Source organism: Pseudomonas sp. S2_H10 (assembly GCF_054668285.1).
Genome location: NZ_CP162754.1, coordinates 3,294,606 through 3,310,279 on the forward strand (window position 1 = coordinate 3,294,606; position 15,674 = coordinate 3,310,279).

The window sequence follows — 15,674 nt, forward strand, 5'->3', positions numbered from 1 at the left end:
TGGCTCTTACTTGATCAGACCATCCAGCGGCGAAGAGGCGCTGGCATAGAGTTTTTTCGGCATGCGACCGGCGAGGTAGGCCAGGCGGCCTGCGACGATGGCATGTTTCATGGCTTCAGCCATCATGACCGGCTGCTGGGCGTGGGCGATGGCCGAGTTCATCAGCACGGCATCACAACCCAGTTCCATGGCGATGGTGGCGTCGGAAGCAGTACCGACACCGGCATCCACCAATACTGGAATCTTGGCTTCTTCGAGGATGATCTGCAGGTTGTACGGATTGCAGATCCCCAAACCGGAACCGATCAGACCGGCCAGCGGCATCACCGCGATACAGCCGATTTCCGCCAATTGACGGGCGATGATCGGGTCATCGCTGGTGTAGACCATCACGTCGAAGCCTTCCTTGACCAGCGTCTCGGCGGCCTTGAGGGTTTCGATCACGTTGGGAAACAGGGTTTTCTGATCGGCCAACACTTCCAGCTTGACCAGATTGTGGCCATCGAGCAGCTCACGGGCCAGGCGACAGGTGCGCACGGCTTCGATGGCGTCGTAGCAACCGGCGGTGTTCGGCAGGAAGGTGTAGCGATCCGGTGACAGCACTTCGAGCAGGTTCGGCTCGCCCTCGATCTGGCCAAGGTTGGTGCGGCGCACGGCGAAGGTGACGATCTCGGCACCCGAAGCTTCGATGGCGGTGCGGGTTTCTTCCATGTCACGGTACTTGCCGGTACCGACCAGCAAACGCGACTGGTAAGTACGACCGGCCAGGACGAAAGGCTTGTCGCTGCGAACGATGCTCATGGGAAATCCTCTGTAGGGGTGAGGTACTTGATGAATTCTGTGGCCACCGGACCGAGGTGGCTAGCCGCCGCCGATGGCGTGCACCACTTCGACGTTGTCACCGTCGTTCAACGTGGTGTCTGCATGCTGACTGCGCGGGACGATATCCAGATTGAGTTCGACCGCCACCCGGCGACCGGTCAGGTCCAGACGGGTGATCAGGGCCGCAACGGTTTCACCGTCGGGCAGTTCAAAGGATTCGCCGTTCAACTGAATGCGCATGCCGGATGCCGCCATCATTTTTAGGGGCTGGCATTCTAGCCCGATCATGACCTAAAGGTCAGCAACAAGCGTCAAGCGGTCAGCGGCAGGCGCCAGGCGGCCAACCCCAGGCAGAGCCAGCCAACGAGGAAGGCCAGGCCACCCAATGGCGTGATGATGCCGAGCTTGCTGATGCCCGTCAGCGTCAATAGATACAGGCTGCCGGAGAACAGCAAGATACCGATGACAAACGATGCACCCGCCCAAGTCACCAGACGCCCGGGGATCTGCGTGGCCAGCAACGCGACGCCCAACAATGCCAGGGTGTGCACCAGTTGATAGGTGACGCCGGTATGGAAGATCGCCAGGTACTCGGCGCTCAAGCTGTTTTTCAGGCCGTGGGCGGCAAAGGCGCCGAGGCCGACACCGGTGAAGCCGAAAAAAGCGGCCAGCATCAGAAAGCCACGCAGCAGCATGCAGAACTCCAGTCAGTTTCGATCCAAAGGGTCTGTATAATGGCCCGCTCAACGGGTTCGGCCAAGCCATCTCTATGCTGCGTATCTATTTCCGTCGTTTCACCAAGGCCGTGCTCTGGTTCATGGGCGGCAGCGTTTTGCTGGTGCTGATCTTTCGCGTGGTGCCGCCGCCGGGGACTGCGCTGATGGTCGAGCGCAAGATCGAGTCCTGGTTTGACGGCGAACCCATTGACCTGCAACGGACCTGGAAACCCTGGGACGAGATCTCTGATGACCTCAAAGTTGCGGTGATTGCCGGCGAAGACCAGAAATTCCCCGAGCATTGGGGCTTCGATATCGGCGCGATTCAGGCAGCGTTTGCCCACAACGAGCGCGGCGGTTCGATCCGCGGCGCCAGCACCCTCAGCCAGCAGGTCTCGAAAAACCTGTTCCTGTGGTCCGGCCGCAGCTGGCTGCGCAAAGGCCTGGAAGCCTGGTTTACCGCACTGATCGAAGTGTTCTGGCCCAAGCAGCGAATTCTTGAGGTGTACCTCAACAGTGTCGAGTGGGATGACGGTGTGTTTGGTGCAGAAGCGGCGGCCCGGCACCACTTTGGCGTGAGTGCCAAAGGCCTCAGCCGCCAGCAATCGAGCTTGCTCGCTGCTGTGCTGCCCAACCCGCGTGTCTGGAGCGCGAGCCATCCGACCGCTTACGTGGCGCGACGTGCAGGCTGGATTCGGCGACAGATGAATCAACTGGGTGGCGACAGCTATCTGGTCGGGCTGAACGATTCGCGCCGGGCGCCTTGGGCCCAATAACTGATCACCATTTACTGAAGCACTGAAGATCCCTGTGGGAGCGAGCTTGCTCGCGATAGCGGTGGGTCATTCAACATTGATATCGACTGAACCGACGCCATCGCGAGCAAGCTCGCTCCCACAGGGTCCTCGCAAGCCGACCATCAGACACAAACAAAAACACCCCGATCAATGACCGGGGTGTTTTTTTATTGCCTGCTCGCCGGTTACGCCGCGATCGACAACTTGAGCTTGTTCATCGCGCTCTTCTCAAGCTGACGAATACGCTCGGCCGACACGTTGTACTTCTGCGCCAGGTCATGCAGCGTGGCTTTTTCTTCCGCCAGCCAGCGCTGGTAGAGAATGTCACGGCTGCGGTCGTCCAGCACTTCCAGCGCTTCGTGCAGGTTGTGGTTGGAGTTGTCGCTCCAGTCCGCGTCTTCCAGTTGACGCGCCGGGTCGTACCGGTGGTCTTCCAGATAGTTGGCCGGCGATTGGAAGGCACTGTCGTCGTCCGCTTCGGCAGCCGGGTCGAAGGCCATGTCATGGCCCGTCAGGCGACTTTCCATCTCGCGCACTTCCCGAGGCTCTACACCCAGGCTTTCGGCTACACGATGGACTTCCTCGTTATTCAACCAGGCCAGACGCTTCTTCTGGCTGCGCAGGTTGAAGAACAACTTGCGCTGGGCCTTGGTGGTCGCGACTTTCACGATGCGCCAGTTGCGCAGGATGAACTCGTGGATTTCCGCCTTGATCCAGTGCACGGCAAAGGACACCAGGCGCACGCCCATTTCCGGGTTGAAGCGCTTCACGGCCTTCATCAGGCCGACGTTGCCTTCCTGGATCAGGTCAGCCTGAGCCAGGCCGTAGCCGGAATAGCTACGGGCGATATGTACGACAAAACGCAGGTGGGCGAGCACCATCTGCCGAGCCGCCCCCAAATCCTGCTCATAATAGAGACTCTCGGCCAGTTCACGCTCCTGCTCCGGCGACAGCAATGGAATGCTGTTGACGGTGTGCACATAGGCCTCCAGGTTCGCACCCGGGACCAGAGCATATGCAGGTTGCAAAGAATTGGTCATACGAAAAAACCTCCCACTTACAAACTCGTGCAGTTCAGCACTGCGAAAATTGACCGGAAACCGAAAGACAAGTTCCCTAAAACCCATAAAAGCTGAAAGGTCAATACGAGCAAAATGATACTACTTAGGCGCAAGCTCCCTCAGGTGGCGTGCGACTGCAATCCATGCACCGATATACCCCAACAGCACCGCGCCAAGCAAGAGAGACAGACCGTCGGCAACTGGCACTCCGGCCAGCGCAAAATCACTGCCGTACAAACCGGCCAGCCCTACCACCGCGTCGTTCAGCCAATCCAGGCCGAACGCGAGAACGCCCCAGGACAGAATGCCCGCACCGAAGCCATACAGCGCGCCCATATACAGGAAGGGCCTGCGCACATAGCTGTCAGTGCCGCCGACCAGTTTAATCACTTCTATCTCTGTGCGGCGGTTTTCAATATGAAGACGAATGGTATTGCCTATCACCAAAAGTAATGCAGAAACCAGCAGCACGGTCAGACCGAAGACAAAACGGTCACCCAGCTTGAGGATGGCTGCCAGACGCTCGACCCAGACTAAATCAAGTTGCGCCTGCTGTACCTTCGGCAGCTCGGATAGTTTTTGTCTTAATGCTTCAAGGGCCGGCTTGTCGACTTCGGTCGGCGTCACCAGGACCACGCCCGGCAGCGGATTCTCCGGCAGCTCCTTGAGCGCCTCGCCCAGCCCGGACTGTTGCTGGAACTCTTCCAGCGCCTGCTCGCGACCCACGTACTCGGCATCGGCCACACCAGGCATACCCTTGATCTGATCGCGCAGCGATTCGCCTTCGGCCGGCTTGGCCTCAAGGTCCAGATACAAGGAAATCTGTGCCGCACGCTGCCATGAGCCGCCAAGACGCTCGACGTTACTTAGCAAAAGTGACAGCCCCATGGGCAAACTCAGGGCCACCGCCATCACCATGCAGGTGAAAAAACTGCCGATGGGCTGCTTGCCCAGGCGGCGCAGGCTGTCGACCATGCTGGCGCGATGGCTTTCGATCCAGGCACGGAACAACGTGGCAAAGTCCGGCCCGTCGTCATCGTCGTGTTTTTTCTTTTGCGGCTGCGGATCGGCCGCTTTCGGGGCTACGCGCTCGGAAACCTTGGGGCTGCGTGTTGCACTCATACCGCGGCCTCCCCGTCACCGATCAATCGACCGCGTTGCAGCGTCAGCATGCGATGGCGCATGCGGGCGATCAGGGCCAGGTCGTGGCTGGCGATCAGCACGCTGGTACCGAGGCGATTGATGTCTTCGAACACGCCCATGATTTCGGCGGCCAGACGCGGATCGAGGTTACCGGTCGGTTCGTCCGCCAGCAGCAAGGCCGGACGATGGACGATGGCGCGGGCGATACCGACGCGCTGCTGCTGACCGGTGGACAGGTCGCCCGGGTACAGGTCGGTTTTATCCGACAATGCCACGCGTTCCAGAGCCGAGTCCACGCGTTTGGCGATCTCGGCCTTGGACAGGCCCAGTATCTGCAACGGCAACGCAACGTTGTTGAACACCGTGCGATCGAACAGCAACTGGTGATTCTGGAACACCACGCCGATCTGCCGGCGCAGGAAAGGAATCTGCGCATTGCTGATGGTGCTCAGGTCCTGCCCGGCGAGCAGCAGTTTGCCGCTGGTCGGACGCTCCATGGCCAGCAACAGCCGCAACAAGGTGCTTTTACCGGCGCCGGAATGGCCGGTGACAAACAGAAACTCGCCACGACGGACTCGAAAGCTCAGCTCATGCAAGCCGACGTGACCGTTCGGGTAGCGCTTACCGACCTGTTCGAAACGAATCATGAACGCTCCCGCTCGGCAAACAATGCCTGGACAAAGGGTTCTGCTTCAAAGGTACGCAAATCGTCGATGCCTTCGCCGACGCCGATGTAGCGGATCGGCAGGCCGAATTGCTTGGCCAGGGCGAAAATCACCCCGCCTTTGGCGGTGCCGTCGAGCTTGGTCAGCGCCAGGCCGGTCAGTTCGACGGTCTGGTTGAATTGCTTGGCCTGGTTGATGGCGTTCTGACCGGTGCCGGCGTCAAGCACCAGGAGCACTTCATGAGGTGCGTCGGCGTCGAGCTTGGCGATCACGCGGCGAACCTTTTTCAGCTCTTCCATCAGGTTGTCTTTGGTGTGCAGGCGGCCGGCGGTGTCGGCGATCAGCACATCGATGCCACGGGCCTTGGCGGCCTGCACGGCGTCGAAGATCACCGAGGCCGAGTCGGCGCCAGTGTGCTGCGCGATCACCGGGATCTTGTTGCGCTCACCCCATACCTGCAATTGCTCCACCGCCGCGGCGCGGAAGGTGTCGCCAGCGGCGAGCATGACTTTCTTGCCTTCCAGCTGAAGCTTCTTCGCCAGCTTGCCGATGGTGGTGGTCTTGCCGGCACCGTTGACGCCGACGACCAGAATCACGAACGGCTTGTTCTGCGAGGTGATTTTCAGCGGCTGCTCGACAGGCTTGAGCATGGCGGCCAGTTCAGCTTGCAGGGATTTGTACAGGGCGTCGGAGTCGGCCAGCTCTTTGCGCGCGACCTTCTGGGTCAGGCGCTGAATGATCACCGACGTGGCTTCGACACCAACGTCGGCGGTCAGCAAACGGGTTTCGAGGTCTTCGAGCAGCTCGTCATCAATGGCCTTGCGACCAAGGAACAGGCTGGCCATGCCTTCGCCGATGCTGGCGCTGGTCTTGGACAGGCCCTGCTTGAGGCGGGCGAAGAAGCCGGCTTTGGTTTCTTCGCTGCGTACCGGTTCGACCGGAGCTTCGTCAGGAGCTTCGACTGGAGCGGGAACGGAAACAGGTTCTGCAACAATCGGGGCTACCGGGGCCACGACCACCGGGGCAACCGGTTCGGTTACGACCGGTGCAGGTGCAGGTGCAGGCTCAGCCACAACGATCGGCGCCACCACCGGCTCGACCACAGGCGCATGAACCGGTGCCGGCGCAAACGCAGCCGGGGCCGGGGCCGGAATCGGCGGAGTCACATGGGGGGCCAGGTCATTCTCGACCAGTGCCACCGGCTCTTCCGCCACAGGCAAGGTCAGCCAAGGCTCGGCAGCAGTGCTCAGCGGTTGCTCGAAGACTTCACTGACTGGTTCGGCAACAACGTCGGCCTGTGGCTGCAGCACCGGTTCGGCAATCGGCAGGACCACCGGCGCGGGCGCTTCTTCCATTACCGGGGCCGGGGCAGGTGCCGGCGCGGGCTCAGGAACGGGTTGTGGCTGTTCGACGACGGGGTCCTGCGGCTTTTTGCGCAGCCATCCGAACAGGCTTTTTTTCTCGCCAGCCGCAGCTGGGGTCTTCTTGTCGTCGTTGGAACCAAACATGGAGGACGGCTATCTCACGGTAGCGACGCGCCAATGGCGCCCCGGCAAATAAATATTCGATGCAGAACAGACTGCGATTGACCCAGCTTGTTCACGCGCAACATTTTGTCGAGGTGCCCACGGCGCCTCAAAGGTCGACTAATACGAAGGACTGGAACGGCATCGTCGGCGAAAACGCAGAGTTTAGCTGACAAACTCAAAGTTTCTGCCGGTAACCCATGCAACCCACAGGCCGGTCAAAGGCCTGATAGGCGTGGCCGCCAGTAAAACGGATCAGTATCCTAGCACCCTCTCGCCCGCTGACGCTAAGAACAAGCGGGCAGCCCCAAAGGTTTGAAAACGAATGAATGCTCTTGCCCGCCGCGCCGCAGGCCTGCTGCTCAGCACAGTTTGCCTGCCCCTTTCGGCCCTGGCTGCCGACCCGCAACCCACCCACGAATTCACCCTCGACAACGGTCTGAAGGTGGTCGTGCGTGAAGACCACCGTGCACCCGTGGTGGTCTCCCAAGTCTGGTACAAGGTCGGCTCCAGCTACGAGACGCCGGGCAATACCGGCCTGTCCCACGCCTTGGAACACATGATGTTCAAGGGCAGCGAGAAGGTTGGTCCCGGCGAAGCCTCGCTGATCCTGCGCGACCTCGGTGCCGAAGAGAACGCATTCACCAGCGACGACTTCACTGCCTACTACCAGGTGCTGGCCCGCGACCGCCTGGGCGTAGCCTTCGAACTGGAAGCCGACCGTATGGCCAGCCTGCGCCTGCCGGCCGACGAGTTCACCAAGGAAATCGAGGTCATCAAGGAAGAACGCCGCCTGCGTACCGACGACAAGCCGATGTCCAAGGCCTACGAACGCTTCAAGGCCATGGCCTACCCGGCCAGTGGCTATCACACGCCGACCATCGGCTGGATGGCCGACCTTGAGCGGATGAAAGTCGAAGAACTGCGCCACTGGTACCAGACCTGGTACGTGCCCAACAACGCCACGCTGGTGGTGGTCGGTGACGTGACGCCTGACGAAGTCAAAGCCCTGGCCCAGCGTTACTTCGGCCCGATCGCCAGGCGTGAAGTGCCGGCCGCGAAAAAACCGCTGGAGCTGGCCGAACCGGGCGAGCGCCAGATCACCCTGCATGTGCAGACCCAGTTGCCCAGCCTGATGCTGGCCTTCAACGTGCCGAGCATTGCCACCGCCGACGACAAACGCCTGGTCAATGCCCTGCGCCTGATCTCGGCGCTGCTCGACGGCGGCTACAGCGGACGCATCCCGACGCAACTGGAGCGCGGAGAAGAACTGGTGTCCGGCGGCTCGTCGAGTTACGACGCCTATACCCGTGGCGACAGCCTCTTTACCCTGTCGGCAGCACCCAACTCGCAGAAGCACAAGACCATCGCCCAGGCCGAAGCCGGTTTGTGGAAGCTGCTCGAGCAACTGAAAACCACTGCGCCGACGGCCGAAGAACTCGAACGGGTCCGCGCACAAGTCATCGCCGGACTGGTCTACGAGCGCGACTCGATCACCAGCCAGGCCACCGCCATCGGCCAACTGGAAACCGTCGGCCTGTCATGGCAGTTGATGGACACCGAACTGGCCGACCTGGAAAGCGTGACCCCGCAAGACATCCAGAAAGCCGCCAAGCTGTATTTCACCCGCGAACGTCTCAGCATCGCCCATGTATTGCCTCTGGAGACGACTCATGAGTGAGCGTAAACAATCCCGCCTGGCCCTGATCGGCCTGGTCGCCGTTGCCGTGATCGGCTCTGCCGCGTTCTATTTGTCGCGCTCTGGCGAAACCAATGCCAGCGAAGCCCTGGACAAGGCCAAGGCCAGCCAGAAACTGCAATCGCTGGCAGAACTCAACGGCAAGGCGCCGAACCACCGCAAGCTGGACGTGCAGACCTGGAACACCGCCGAAGGCACCAAGGTGCTGTTCGTCGAAGCCCATGAGCTGCCGATGTTCGACATGCGCCTGATCTTCGCCGCCGGCAGCAGCCAGGACGGCGATGCACCGGGCCTGGCATTGCTGACCAACGCCATGCTCAACGAAGGCGTGGCCGGCAAGGACGTCGGCGCCATTGCCCAGGGCTTCGAGGGCCTGGGTGCCGATTTCGGCAACGGCGCTTACAAGGACATGGCCATCGCTTCGCTGCGCAGCCTCAGTGCCGGGGACAAGCGCGAACCGGCCCTGCAGCTGTTCGCCGAGGTCATCGGCAAGCCGACCTTCCCTGCCGACTCGCTGGATCGCATCAAGAACCAGATGCTCGCCGGTTTCGAATACCAGAAACAGAACCCCGGCAAACTGGCGAGCCTGGAACTGATGAGCCGCCTGTACGGTGATCACCCGTACGCGCATTCCAGCGACGGCACGGCGAAAAGCGTACCGGCGATCACCGCGGCACAACTGCGTGCGTTCCACCAGAAAGCCTACGCAGCCGGCAACGTGGTCATCGCACTGGTCGGCGACCTGTCCCGCGCAGAAGCAGAAGCCATTGCTGCGCAGGTTTCCAACGCCCTGCCCAAAGGCCCAGCCTTGCCGAAGATCGCGCAACCGGTCGAACCCAAGGCCAGCGTCGGCCACATCGAGTTCCCGTCCAAACAGACCAACCTGATGCTCGCGCAATTGGGCATCGACCGCGACGACCCGGACTACGCGGCATTGTCCATGGGTAACCAGATTCTCGGTGGCGGCGGCTTCGGTACCCGCCTGATGAGCGAAGTGCGCGAGAAGCGTGGCCTGACTTACGGCGTGTATTCGGGCTTCACCCCGATGCAGGCGCGCGGCCCGTTCATGATCAACCTGCAGACCCGTGCCGAGATGAGCGAAGGCACCCTGAAACTGGTGCAGGACGTGCTCGCCGACTACCTTAAGACCGGCCCGACCGAAAAAGAACTCGACGACGCCAAGCGCGAACTGGCCGGCAGCTTCCCGCTGTCCACCGCCAGCAACGCCGATATCGTCGGCCAACTGGGCGCCATCGGCTTCTACAACCTGCCGCTGAGCCACCTGGAAGACTTCATGCAGCAGTCCCAGGCCCTGACCGTCGAACAGGTCAAAGCCGCCATGAACAAACACCTGAGCACGGACAAGATGGTCATCGTCAGCGCTGGCCCGACCGTGCCGCAAAAGCCGTTACCGGCCCCTACTGATAAACCTTCCGAGCAGCCGCTCGGGGTTCCGGAGCACTAATGGCCCATCCTAAAAAACCCGCCAAAAACGTCCACAACGGCGTGAACCAACTGCGCATCATCGGCGGCGAATGGCGCAGCCGCAAACTGAGCTTCCCCGACGCCCCGGGCCTGCGCCCGACGCCCGACCGTGTGCGTGAAACCCTGTTCAACTGGCTCGCGCCGTACGTGCCGGGCGCCAAGGTCCTCGACCCGTTCACCGGCAGCGGCGCGCTGTTCCTCGAAGCCTTGTCCCGTGGCGCATCCATGGGCCAGGCGCTGGATGCCAGCAGCATTGCGGTATCCAGCCTGAAGGAGCACCTGGGTACGCTGCGTTGCACCAACGGCCAGGTCCAGACCGCCGACGCCCTGCGCTATCTGGAAACCCAGACCGCAACGGCCTACGACCTGGTGTTCCTCGATCCGCCGTTCAACCAGAACCTGCTGCCCGCCGTTTGCAAGTTGCTCGAAGAGCGCCAATGGCTGGCCGAAGATGCCTGGGTGTACACCGAAAGCGAGTCCGCGCCTTCGACCCTGGGCCTGCCGCAGAACTGGCGCCTGCATCGCGAGCAGAAATCCGGGCGCGTCTACTACTCGTTGTGGCAACGTATGGCAGAGATCGCCGGTTAATCGAACGGCCTGAAAAAGGTGCGTACCCGCTACGCACCGCTGCATCGAGAAAGAACGTGCCCCATCCGCCAGAACGCTTCACCCCCGCCCCAGGCCTTGGCAACCCGCACTTGCAAACCTTGTGGGGGCCGCTGTGGCGTAAAACCGTGCACATCGGCCGCGAGCGCGAACGCCTGTGGCTTGAAGATGGCGATTTTCTCGACCTCGACTGGCACGGTCCGCACAGCGCCGATGCGCCCTTGGTACTGGTGTTGCACGGGCTCACCGGTTCGTCGAATTCGCCGTACGTGGCCGGCATGCAAAAGGCATTGGGTGACCGGGGCTGGGCCAGCGTCGCGCTGAACTGGCGCGGCTGTTCGGGCGAGCCCAACCTGTTGCCACGCAGCTACCATTCCGGCGCCAGCGAAGACCTGGCCGAAACCATCCGGCATTTGCGCGCCAAACGGCCTCTCGCGCCACTGTATGCGGTGGGTTACTCCCTGGGCGGTAATGTCCTGCTCAAGCATTTGGGCGAGACTGGCAGCGACAGCGGCGTGATGGCTGCCGTGGCGGTGTCGGTGCCGTTCCGCCTGGACCAGTGCGCCGATCGCATCGGCCAGGGCTTCTCGAAAATTTACCAGGCGCATTTCATGCGCGAGATGGTCGCCTACATCAAGAACAAGCAGCGACAGTTCCAGCACGACGGACGCGAAGAGGGCCTGGCAGCCCTGACGGCCCTCGGATCACTGGAAAACATGCGCACGTTCTGGGATTTCGACGGCCGCGTCACCGCGCCACTGCACGGCTTCGCCGATGCCCAGGACTACTATCGCCGAGCCTCAAGCCGCTATTTCCTTGGCGAAATTCGTACACCGACCCTGATGATCCAGGCTGCCGACGACCCCTTCGTGTTTCCCCACAGCCTGCCGCACGTCGATGAGTTGTCCGCCTGTACGCAGTTCGAGCTGCAAGCCAAGGGTGGGCACGTCGGCTTCGTCGACGGCACGCTCAGGCAACCGGGTTACTACCTGGAGCGACGCATCCCCGAGTGGCTGGCCGCCACAGGGCGCGCTTGAGTCATGGACGCTGATCAGGGCGAGTCGATCCACTTCTGGCAAACCCCGCCACTGGCCGGGGTCGAGTTGTTGTCCGCACGCTACATCGATCACCGTTTCGCCCCCCATGTGCATGACGGCTATGTGATCGGCATGATCATGGCCGGTGCCCAGCGTTATCGCTATCGCGGCGCCGAACACCTGGCAGGCAGCGGCACGCTGGTGCTGATCAACCCCGATGAATTGCACACCGGGCACAAAGGCACCGAGGATGGCTGGCTGTACCGGGCGTTTTATCCGGACAGCGGGCAGATCACCTCGCTGCTGGCCGAACTCGAACTGCCCACTCACCACCTGCCGGCCTTCGGTGCGACGCTGTATCGCGACCAGGATCTGGTGAACGGCTTCTGCCAACTCCATCGACTGCTGGAGAGCCCCGCCACCGCCTTGCAGCAACAAACGGTCTGGCGCGAATTGGTGCTGTCGCTGTTGCAGCGGCATGCCGCGGTGCCAGATGCCGGTAAACCCGGCAAGGAGCACCGGGCCGTAAGCCTGGCCAAGGATCTGCTCCATGCACAACTGGCGGCCCCTCCCTCGCTGGAAGAACTGGCGACGGCGGTCAACCTCTCGCCGTTCCACTTTGCCCGAGTGTTCCGCCGCGCCACGGGCATGCCGCCGCACACCTGGCTGATGCAACAGCGCATCGCCCGGGCCAGGGCGTTGCTGCAAAGTGGTTGTCTGCCGCTGGAAGTCGCCATGCAGTTGGGATTTGCCGACCAGAGTCATCTGAGCCGGCAGTTCAAGCAGGTGTATGGCGTTGGGCCGGGGGCGTATCGCACCGCTAAAGCAGGAACTTGAGGTTTAACGAGGTTTCACAAACACCATCCATCCCTGTGGGAGCGAGCTTGCTCGCGATGGCGGATCAACAATCAACATCAATATTGAATGTAATGGCCCCATCGCGAGCAAGCTCGCTCCCACAATATTTTCGTGGTGTTTACTCGCCGGTGGCGACGCCTCGCGCAGGCTCGTTGATCCACTCGCTCCATGAACCGGCATACAACGAACCCAACGGATAACCGGCCAGACACAACGCAAACAGGTTGTGGCACGCGGTCACACCGGAACCGCAGTACGCCACCAGATCATTCGGCGAACGATCACCCAGTTTGGCGGCAAAACGCTGCTTGAGCATATCGGCCGGCAGAAAACGCCCGTCACTGCCAAGGTTGTCGGTAAACGCCGCACATTGAGCGCCGGGGATGTGCCCGGCAATCGGATCGATCGGCTCCACTTCGCCCTTGAAACGCGGCAGTGCGCGGGCATCGAGCAGGGTCAGTTCCGGTCGGGAGAGGCGCTTTTGCAATTTCTCGGCACTGATCAGCAGCGCCATGTCCGGCTTGCCGGTGAAGGAACCACGAGGGATCGCAGGCGCATCCAGGCTCAGCGGCAAACCGGCCGCGTGCCAGGCCTTGAGCCCGCCGTCCAAGATGAATACGCCATCGCGCTTGCCCAGCCAGGCCAGCAACCACCAGGCACGCGCCGCATAGGCTCCCGGACCGTCGTCATATAGCACTACTTCGCTATCGGCGTTGACGCCCCAGGCTTGCAGGCGTTCGATCAACTGCGACGGCTCCGGCAATGGATGACGCCCGGTCACGCCCTTGACCACCCCGCCGCTCAAATCACGCTCGAGGTCGGCATAACTCGAACCGGCAATGTGCCCTTCGGCATAGTTGCGCTGACCGTAGTCCGGGTCTTCGAGGGCAAAACGGCAATCCAGAATCACCAGCCCCGGCTGGTCCTTTTTCAGGTCCAGTGCTTGCGGGCTGATCAGTTGCGCAATGGGCATAGCGGGCTCCTGTGATTATGTCGGTCTTGATCCTACTGTACTTCTTCCAGCGCCTGGGCCAGGGGCACGTAAAACTCTTCGAACAAGGCGTTGACCGCATCGCGGGCCTCATCCGTGACGAAACCGGATTCCAGCACCAGAACCTGGTACACCCCGCGCTTGATGGCCTGCTCGCTGAGGTGGCTGGAGTTCTCCCGCGTGGTGCACAGGAAGCGCACCCAGGACGTAAGGATGATCCATGCATTGAGGGTCAGGGATTCGATCTGCACCTTGTCCATTTTCAGGATGCCGGCGGCGACAAAACCTTCGTAGATGGCTGCTCCGTGGATCAGGCTGCGCTGGGAAAAGCGTCGATAGCGATCGGCCAGGTCCGGGTCGCTGTCGAGCAAATGTTCGAGATCGCGATGCAGAAACCGATAGCGCCACATCGCCGCCAGCAACTCCTTGAGGTAGAAGCGCTTGTCTTCCACCGTAGCGGCGCGGCCCTGGGGCGGGCGCAGGAAGCTGTCCACCAGGCTTTCGTACTCGCTGAACAATACGGCGATGATCGCCTGCTTGTTAGGGAAGTGGTAGTACAGGTTGCCCGGGGAAATTTCCATATGGGCAGCAATGTGGTTGGTACTGATGCTGCGCTCGCCCAGTTGATTGAACAGCTCCAGGCTGTTCTGCACGATGCGCTCGCTGGTTTTGATCCGTGGGGCCATGGCTTGGGCTTAAATTCAGAGTGCGTTGACGGGCATCTTAGATCTATCCGCGAGCGGATAAAACAAAGCTGTTCCAGGATGTCATTTGACTTTCTAGAGCATAGACTCTAAAAAGTACTTCATTACAATAAATCCGGAGCCGACCATGACTGCTGATATTTCCTACCTGCAAAACCTACAGCAGCCGCTGGAAGAGCTTCAGGCATTGTTCGACGCCCAGCGTGCCGCCTACGCCGCCAACCCGATGCCACCCGCTGCGCAGCGCCAGCAATGGCTCAAGGCGTTGAAGGATTTATTGAACAGCGAACGCCAGGCCCTGATCGATGCGATCAGCCAGGACTTCAGTAATCGCAGCGCCGATGAAACCCTGCTCGCCGAACTGATGCCCAGCCTGCATGGCATCCATTACGCCAGCAAACATCTAAAGGGCTGGATGCGAGCCTCGCGACGCAAGGTGGGCGCAGCCTTCCAGCCGGCTTCGGCCAAAGTCGTTTACCAACCGCTGGGCGTGGTCGGGGTCATCGTGCCGTGGAACTACCCGCTGTACCTGGCCATCGGTCCGTTGGTCGGCGCGCTGTCGGCGGGCAATCGGGTGATGCTCAAGCTCAGTGAGTCGACGCCTGCCACCGGCCTGCTGATGAAACAACTGCTGGCGAAAATCTTCCCCGAAGACTTGGTTTGCGTGATTCTGGGCGAGGCGGACATGGGCGTGGCGTTCTCACGCCTGCCGTTCGATCACCTGCTGTTCACCGGCGCCACCAGCATCGGCAAACACGTGATGCGCGCCGCCGCAGAGAATTTGACTCCGGTCACCCTGGAACTCGGCGGCAAATCCCCGGCCATCGTCTCTCACGACGTACCGCTCAAGGATGCCGCCGAGCGCATCGCCTTCGGCAAGACCCTGAACGCCGGCCAGACCTGCGTGGCCCCGGACTATGTATTGGTGCCGGAGGATCGCGTCGGTGCTTTCGTCGAAGCCTACCGCACTGCCGTCCGCGGGTTTTATCCGACGCTGGCCGACAACCCGGACTACACGGCGATCATCAATGAACGACAACTGGCGCGCCTCAACGGCTACATCAGCGACGCCACCAGCAAGGGTGCGCTGCTGATGCCGCTGTTCGACCAGAGTCAGGGCCGTCGCATGGGCCATAGCCTGCTGCTCAATGTCACCGACGACATGACGGTGATGCAGGACGAGATCTTCGGGCCCCTGCTGCCGATCGTGCCGTACAAGGATCTGGAACAGGCATTTGCCTACATCAACCAGCGCCCTCGCCCACTGGCGCTGTACTACTTCGGCTACGACAAGCGCGAACAACAGCGCGTGCTGCACGAAACCCATTCCGGTGGCGTGTGCCTGAACGACACGTTGCTGCACGTCGCCCAGGACGACATGCCGTTCGGCGGCATCGGCGCCTCGGGCATGGGCCATTACCACGGCCACGAAGGGTTCCTTACTTTCAGCAAAGCCAAGGGCGTGCTGATCAAACAACGGTTCAATGCGGCGAAACTGATTTACCCGCCGTATGGCAAATCGATTCAGAAACTGATCCAGAAGCTGTTCATTCGCTAACGATCA

At 61.3% G+C, this 15,674-nt stretch carries 16 protein-coding genes; 7 read left to right on the top strand and 9 right to left on the bottom strand.

Features of this window, described 5'->3' with window-relative positions:
* Positions 1-6 precede the first annotated feature (6 nt).
* The 3 genes from AB4O16_RS14750 to AB4O16_RS14760 form a co-directional block, all read right to left on the bottom strand.
* Positions 7-801 (bottom strand): thiazole synthase, encoded by a 795-nt coding sequence (locus AB4O16_RS14750; protein ID WP_150701761.1) that lies wholly within the window; start codon positions 799-801, stop codon positions 7-9.
* A 60-nt stretch (positions 802-861) separates the two neighbouring features.
* A complete protein-coding gene (gene thiS, locus AB4O16_RS14755; RefSeq protein ID WP_160386128.1) occupies positions 862-1,062 on the bottom strand; it encodes a sulfur carrier protein ThiS in 201 nt (66 codons plus the stop codon).
* 71 nt (positions 1,063-1,133) lie between these two features.
* Positions 1,134-1,514, bottom strand: a complete 381-nt coding sequence (locus AB4O16_RS14760; RefSeq protein ID WP_160386198.1) for a DUF423 domain-containing protein — start codon at positions 1,512-1,514, stop codon at positions 1,134-1,136.
* A 77-nt stretch (positions 1,515-1,591) separates the two neighbouring features.
* Between AB4O16_RS14760 and mtgA the strand changes: the two genes are divergently transcribed.
* Positions 1,592-2,314 (top strand): monofunctional biosynthetic peptidoglycan transglycosylase, encoded by a 723-nt coding sequence (gene mtgA / locus AB4O16_RS14765; protein WP_460157997.1) that lies wholly within the window; start codon positions 1,592-1,594, stop codon positions 2,312-2,314.
* 206 nt (positions 2,315-2,520) lie between these two features.
* Here the strand turns inward: mtgA and rpoH are convergent, their stop codons facing one another.
* The 4 genes from rpoH to ftsY all read right to left on the bottom strand — a co-directional run bounded on the left by rpoH (position 2,521) and on the right by ftsY (position 6,712).
* Complete coding sequence (gene rpoH, locus AB4O16_RS14770; protein WP_007975386.1) at positions 2,521-3,375, bottom strand: RNA polymerase sigma factor RpoH; 855 nt, start codon at positions 3,373-3,375, stop codon at positions 2,521-2,523.
* Positions 3,376-3,495: 120 nt separating this feature from the next.
* Positions 3,496-4,518, bottom strand: a complete 1,023-nt coding sequence (ftsX, locus tag AB4O16_RS14775) for a permease-like cell division protein FtsX (protein WP_460157998.1) — start codon at positions 4,516-4,518, stop codon at positions 3,496-3,498.
* A complete protein-coding gene (gene ftsE / locus AB4O16_RS14780; RefSeq protein WP_007975383.1) occupies positions 4,515-5,186 on the bottom strand; it encodes a cell division ATP-binding protein FtsE in 672 nt (223 codons plus the stop codon). The genes ftsX and ftsE overlap by 4 nt, the downstream gene beginning before the upstream one ends.
* Positions 5,183-6,712 (bottom strand): signal recognition particle-docking protein FtsY, encoded by a 1,530-nt coding sequence (gene ftsY, locus AB4O16_RS14785; RefSeq protein ID WP_460157999.1) that lies wholly within the window; start codon positions 6,710-6,712, stop codon positions 5,183-5,185. Before ftsY ends, ftsE begins: the two co-directional genes overlap by 4 nt.
* A 343-nt stretch (positions 6,713-7,055) precedes the next feature.
* On the opposite strand from ftsY, the gene AB4O16_RS14790 reads away from it, so the two are divergent.
* The 5 genes from AB4O16_RS14790 to AB4O16_RS14810 are packed head-to-tail and all read left to right on the top strand — an operon-like array spanning position 7,056 to position 12,394.
* Positions 7,056-8,411 (top strand): M16 family metallopeptidase, encoded by a 1,356-nt coding sequence (locus tag AB4O16_RS14790; RefSeq protein ID WP_460158000.1) that lies wholly within the window; start codon positions 7,056-7,058, stop codon positions 8,409-8,411.
* A complete protein-coding gene (locus AB4O16_RS14795; protein WP_460158001.1) occupies positions 8,404-9,894 on the top strand; it encodes a M16 family metallopeptidase in 1,491 nt (496 codons plus the stop codon). Before AB4O16_RS14790 ends, AB4O16_RS14795 begins: the two co-directional genes overlap by 8 nt.
* On the top strand, positions 9,894-10,502 hold the full coding sequence (rsmD, locus tag AB4O16_RS14800; RefSeq protein WP_460158002.1) for a 16S rRNA (guanine(966)-N(2))-methyltransferase RsmD: 609 nt from the start codon (positions 9,894-9,896) through the stop codon (positions 10,500-10,502). The genes AB4O16_RS14795 and rsmD overlap by 1 nt, the downstream gene beginning before the upstream one ends.
* A 56-nt stretch (positions 10,503-10,558) precedes the next feature.
* Positions 10,559-11,557 carry a hydrolase gene (locus AB4O16_RS14805; protein WP_160386135.1) on the top strand — a complete coding sequence of 333 codons (999 nt, stop codon included), beginning with the start codon at positions 10,559-10,561 and terminating at the stop codon, positions 11,555-11,557.
* A 3-nt stretch (positions 11,558-11,560) separates the two neighbouring features.
* The gene (locus tag AB4O16_RS14810; RefSeq protein ID WP_160386136.1) at positions 11,561-12,394 is read left to right on the top strand and encodes an AraC family transcriptional regulator; all 834 of its coding nucleotides are present in this window, start codon (positions 11,561-11,563) and stop codon (positions 12,392-12,394) included.
* Positions 12,395-12,533: 139 nt separating this feature from the next.
* Here AB4O16_RS14810 and AB4O16_RS14815 read toward each other — a convergent pair whose 3' ends face one another.
* Both AB4O16_RS14815 and AB4O16_RS14820 read right to left on the bottom strand, forming a co-directional pair.
* The gene (locus AB4O16_RS14815; RefSeq protein WP_460158003.1) at positions 12,534-13,388 is read right to left on the bottom strand and encodes a sulfurtransferase; all 855 of its coding nucleotides are present in this window, start codon (positions 13,386-13,388) and stop codon (positions 12,534-12,536) included.
* 32 nt (positions 13,389-13,420) lie between these two features.
* On the bottom strand, positions 13,421-14,092 hold the full coding sequence (locus AB4O16_RS14820; protein ID WP_160386138.1) for a TetR/AcrR family transcriptional regulator: 672 nt from the start codon (positions 14,090-14,092) through the stop codon (positions 13,421-13,423).
* Between the two features lie 145 nt (positions 14,093-14,237).
* Between AB4O16_RS14820 and AB4O16_RS14825 the strand changes: the two genes are divergently transcribed.
* On the top strand, positions 14,238-15,668 hold the full coding sequence (locus tag AB4O16_RS14825; RefSeq protein ID WP_460158004.1) for a coniferyl aldehyde dehydrogenase: 1,431 nt from the start codon (positions 14,238-14,240) through the stop codon (positions 15,666-15,668).
* Positions 15,669-15,674: the final 6 nt, after the last annotated feature.

Bases quoted from the DNA above. Each gene is read 5' to 3' on its own strand.
- AB4O16_RS14815 (WP_460158003.1), bottom strand. From the start codon at position 13,388: ATGCCCATTGCGCAACTGATCAGCCCGCAAGCACTGGACCTGAAAAAG.
- AB4O16_RS14820 (WP_160386138.1), bottom strand. From the start codon at position 14,092: ATGGCCCCACGGATCAAAACCAGCGAGCGCATCGTGCAGAACAGCCTG.
- AB4O16_RS14825 (WP_460158004.1), top strand. From the start codon at position 14,238: ATGACTGCTGATATTTCCTACCTGCAAAACCTACAGCAGCCGCTGGAA.
- AB4O16_RS14795 (WP_460158001.1), top strand. From the start codon at position 8,404: ATGAGTGAGCGTAAACAATCCCGCCTGGCCCTGATCGGCCTGGTCGCC.
- AB4O16_RS14810 (WP_160386136.1), top strand. From the start codon at position 11,561: ATGGACGCTGATCAGGGCGAGTCGATCCACTTCTGGCAAACCCCGCCA.
- thiS (WP_160386128.1), bottom strand. From the start codon at position 1,062: ATGCGCATTCAGTTGAACGGCGAATCCTTTGAACTGCCCGACGGTGAA.
- ftsE (WP_007975383.1), bottom strand. From the start codon at position 5,186: ATGATTCGTTTCGAACAGGTCGGTAAGCGCTACCCGAACGGTCACGTC.
- ftsY (WP_460157999.1), bottom strand. From the start codon at position 6,712: ATGTTTGGTTCCAACGACGACAAGAAGACCCCAGCTGCGGCTGGCGAG.
- AB4O16_RS14750 (WP_150701761.1), bottom strand. From the start codon at position 801: ATGAGCATCGTTCGCAGCGACAAGCCTTTCGTCCTGGCCGGTCGTACT.
- mtgA (WP_460157997.1), top strand. From the start codon at position 1,592: ATGCTGCGTATCTATTTCCGTCGTTTCACCAAGGCCGTGCTCTGGTTC.
- rsmD (WP_460158002.1), top strand. From the start codon at position 9,894: ATGGCCCATCCTAAAAAACCCGCCAAAAACGTCCACAACGGCGTGAAC.
- ftsX (WP_460157998.1), bottom strand. From the start codon at position 4,518: ATGAGTGCAACACGCAGCCCCAAGGTTTCCGAGCGCGTAGCCCCGAAA.
- AB4O16_RS14790 (WP_460158000.1), top strand. From the start codon at position 7,056: ATGAATGCTCTTGCCCGCCGCGCCGCAGGCCTGCTGCTCAGCACAGTT.
- rpoH (WP_007975386.1), bottom strand. From the start codon at position 3,375: ATGACCAATTCTTTGCAACCTGCATATGCTCTGGTCCCGGGTGCGAAC.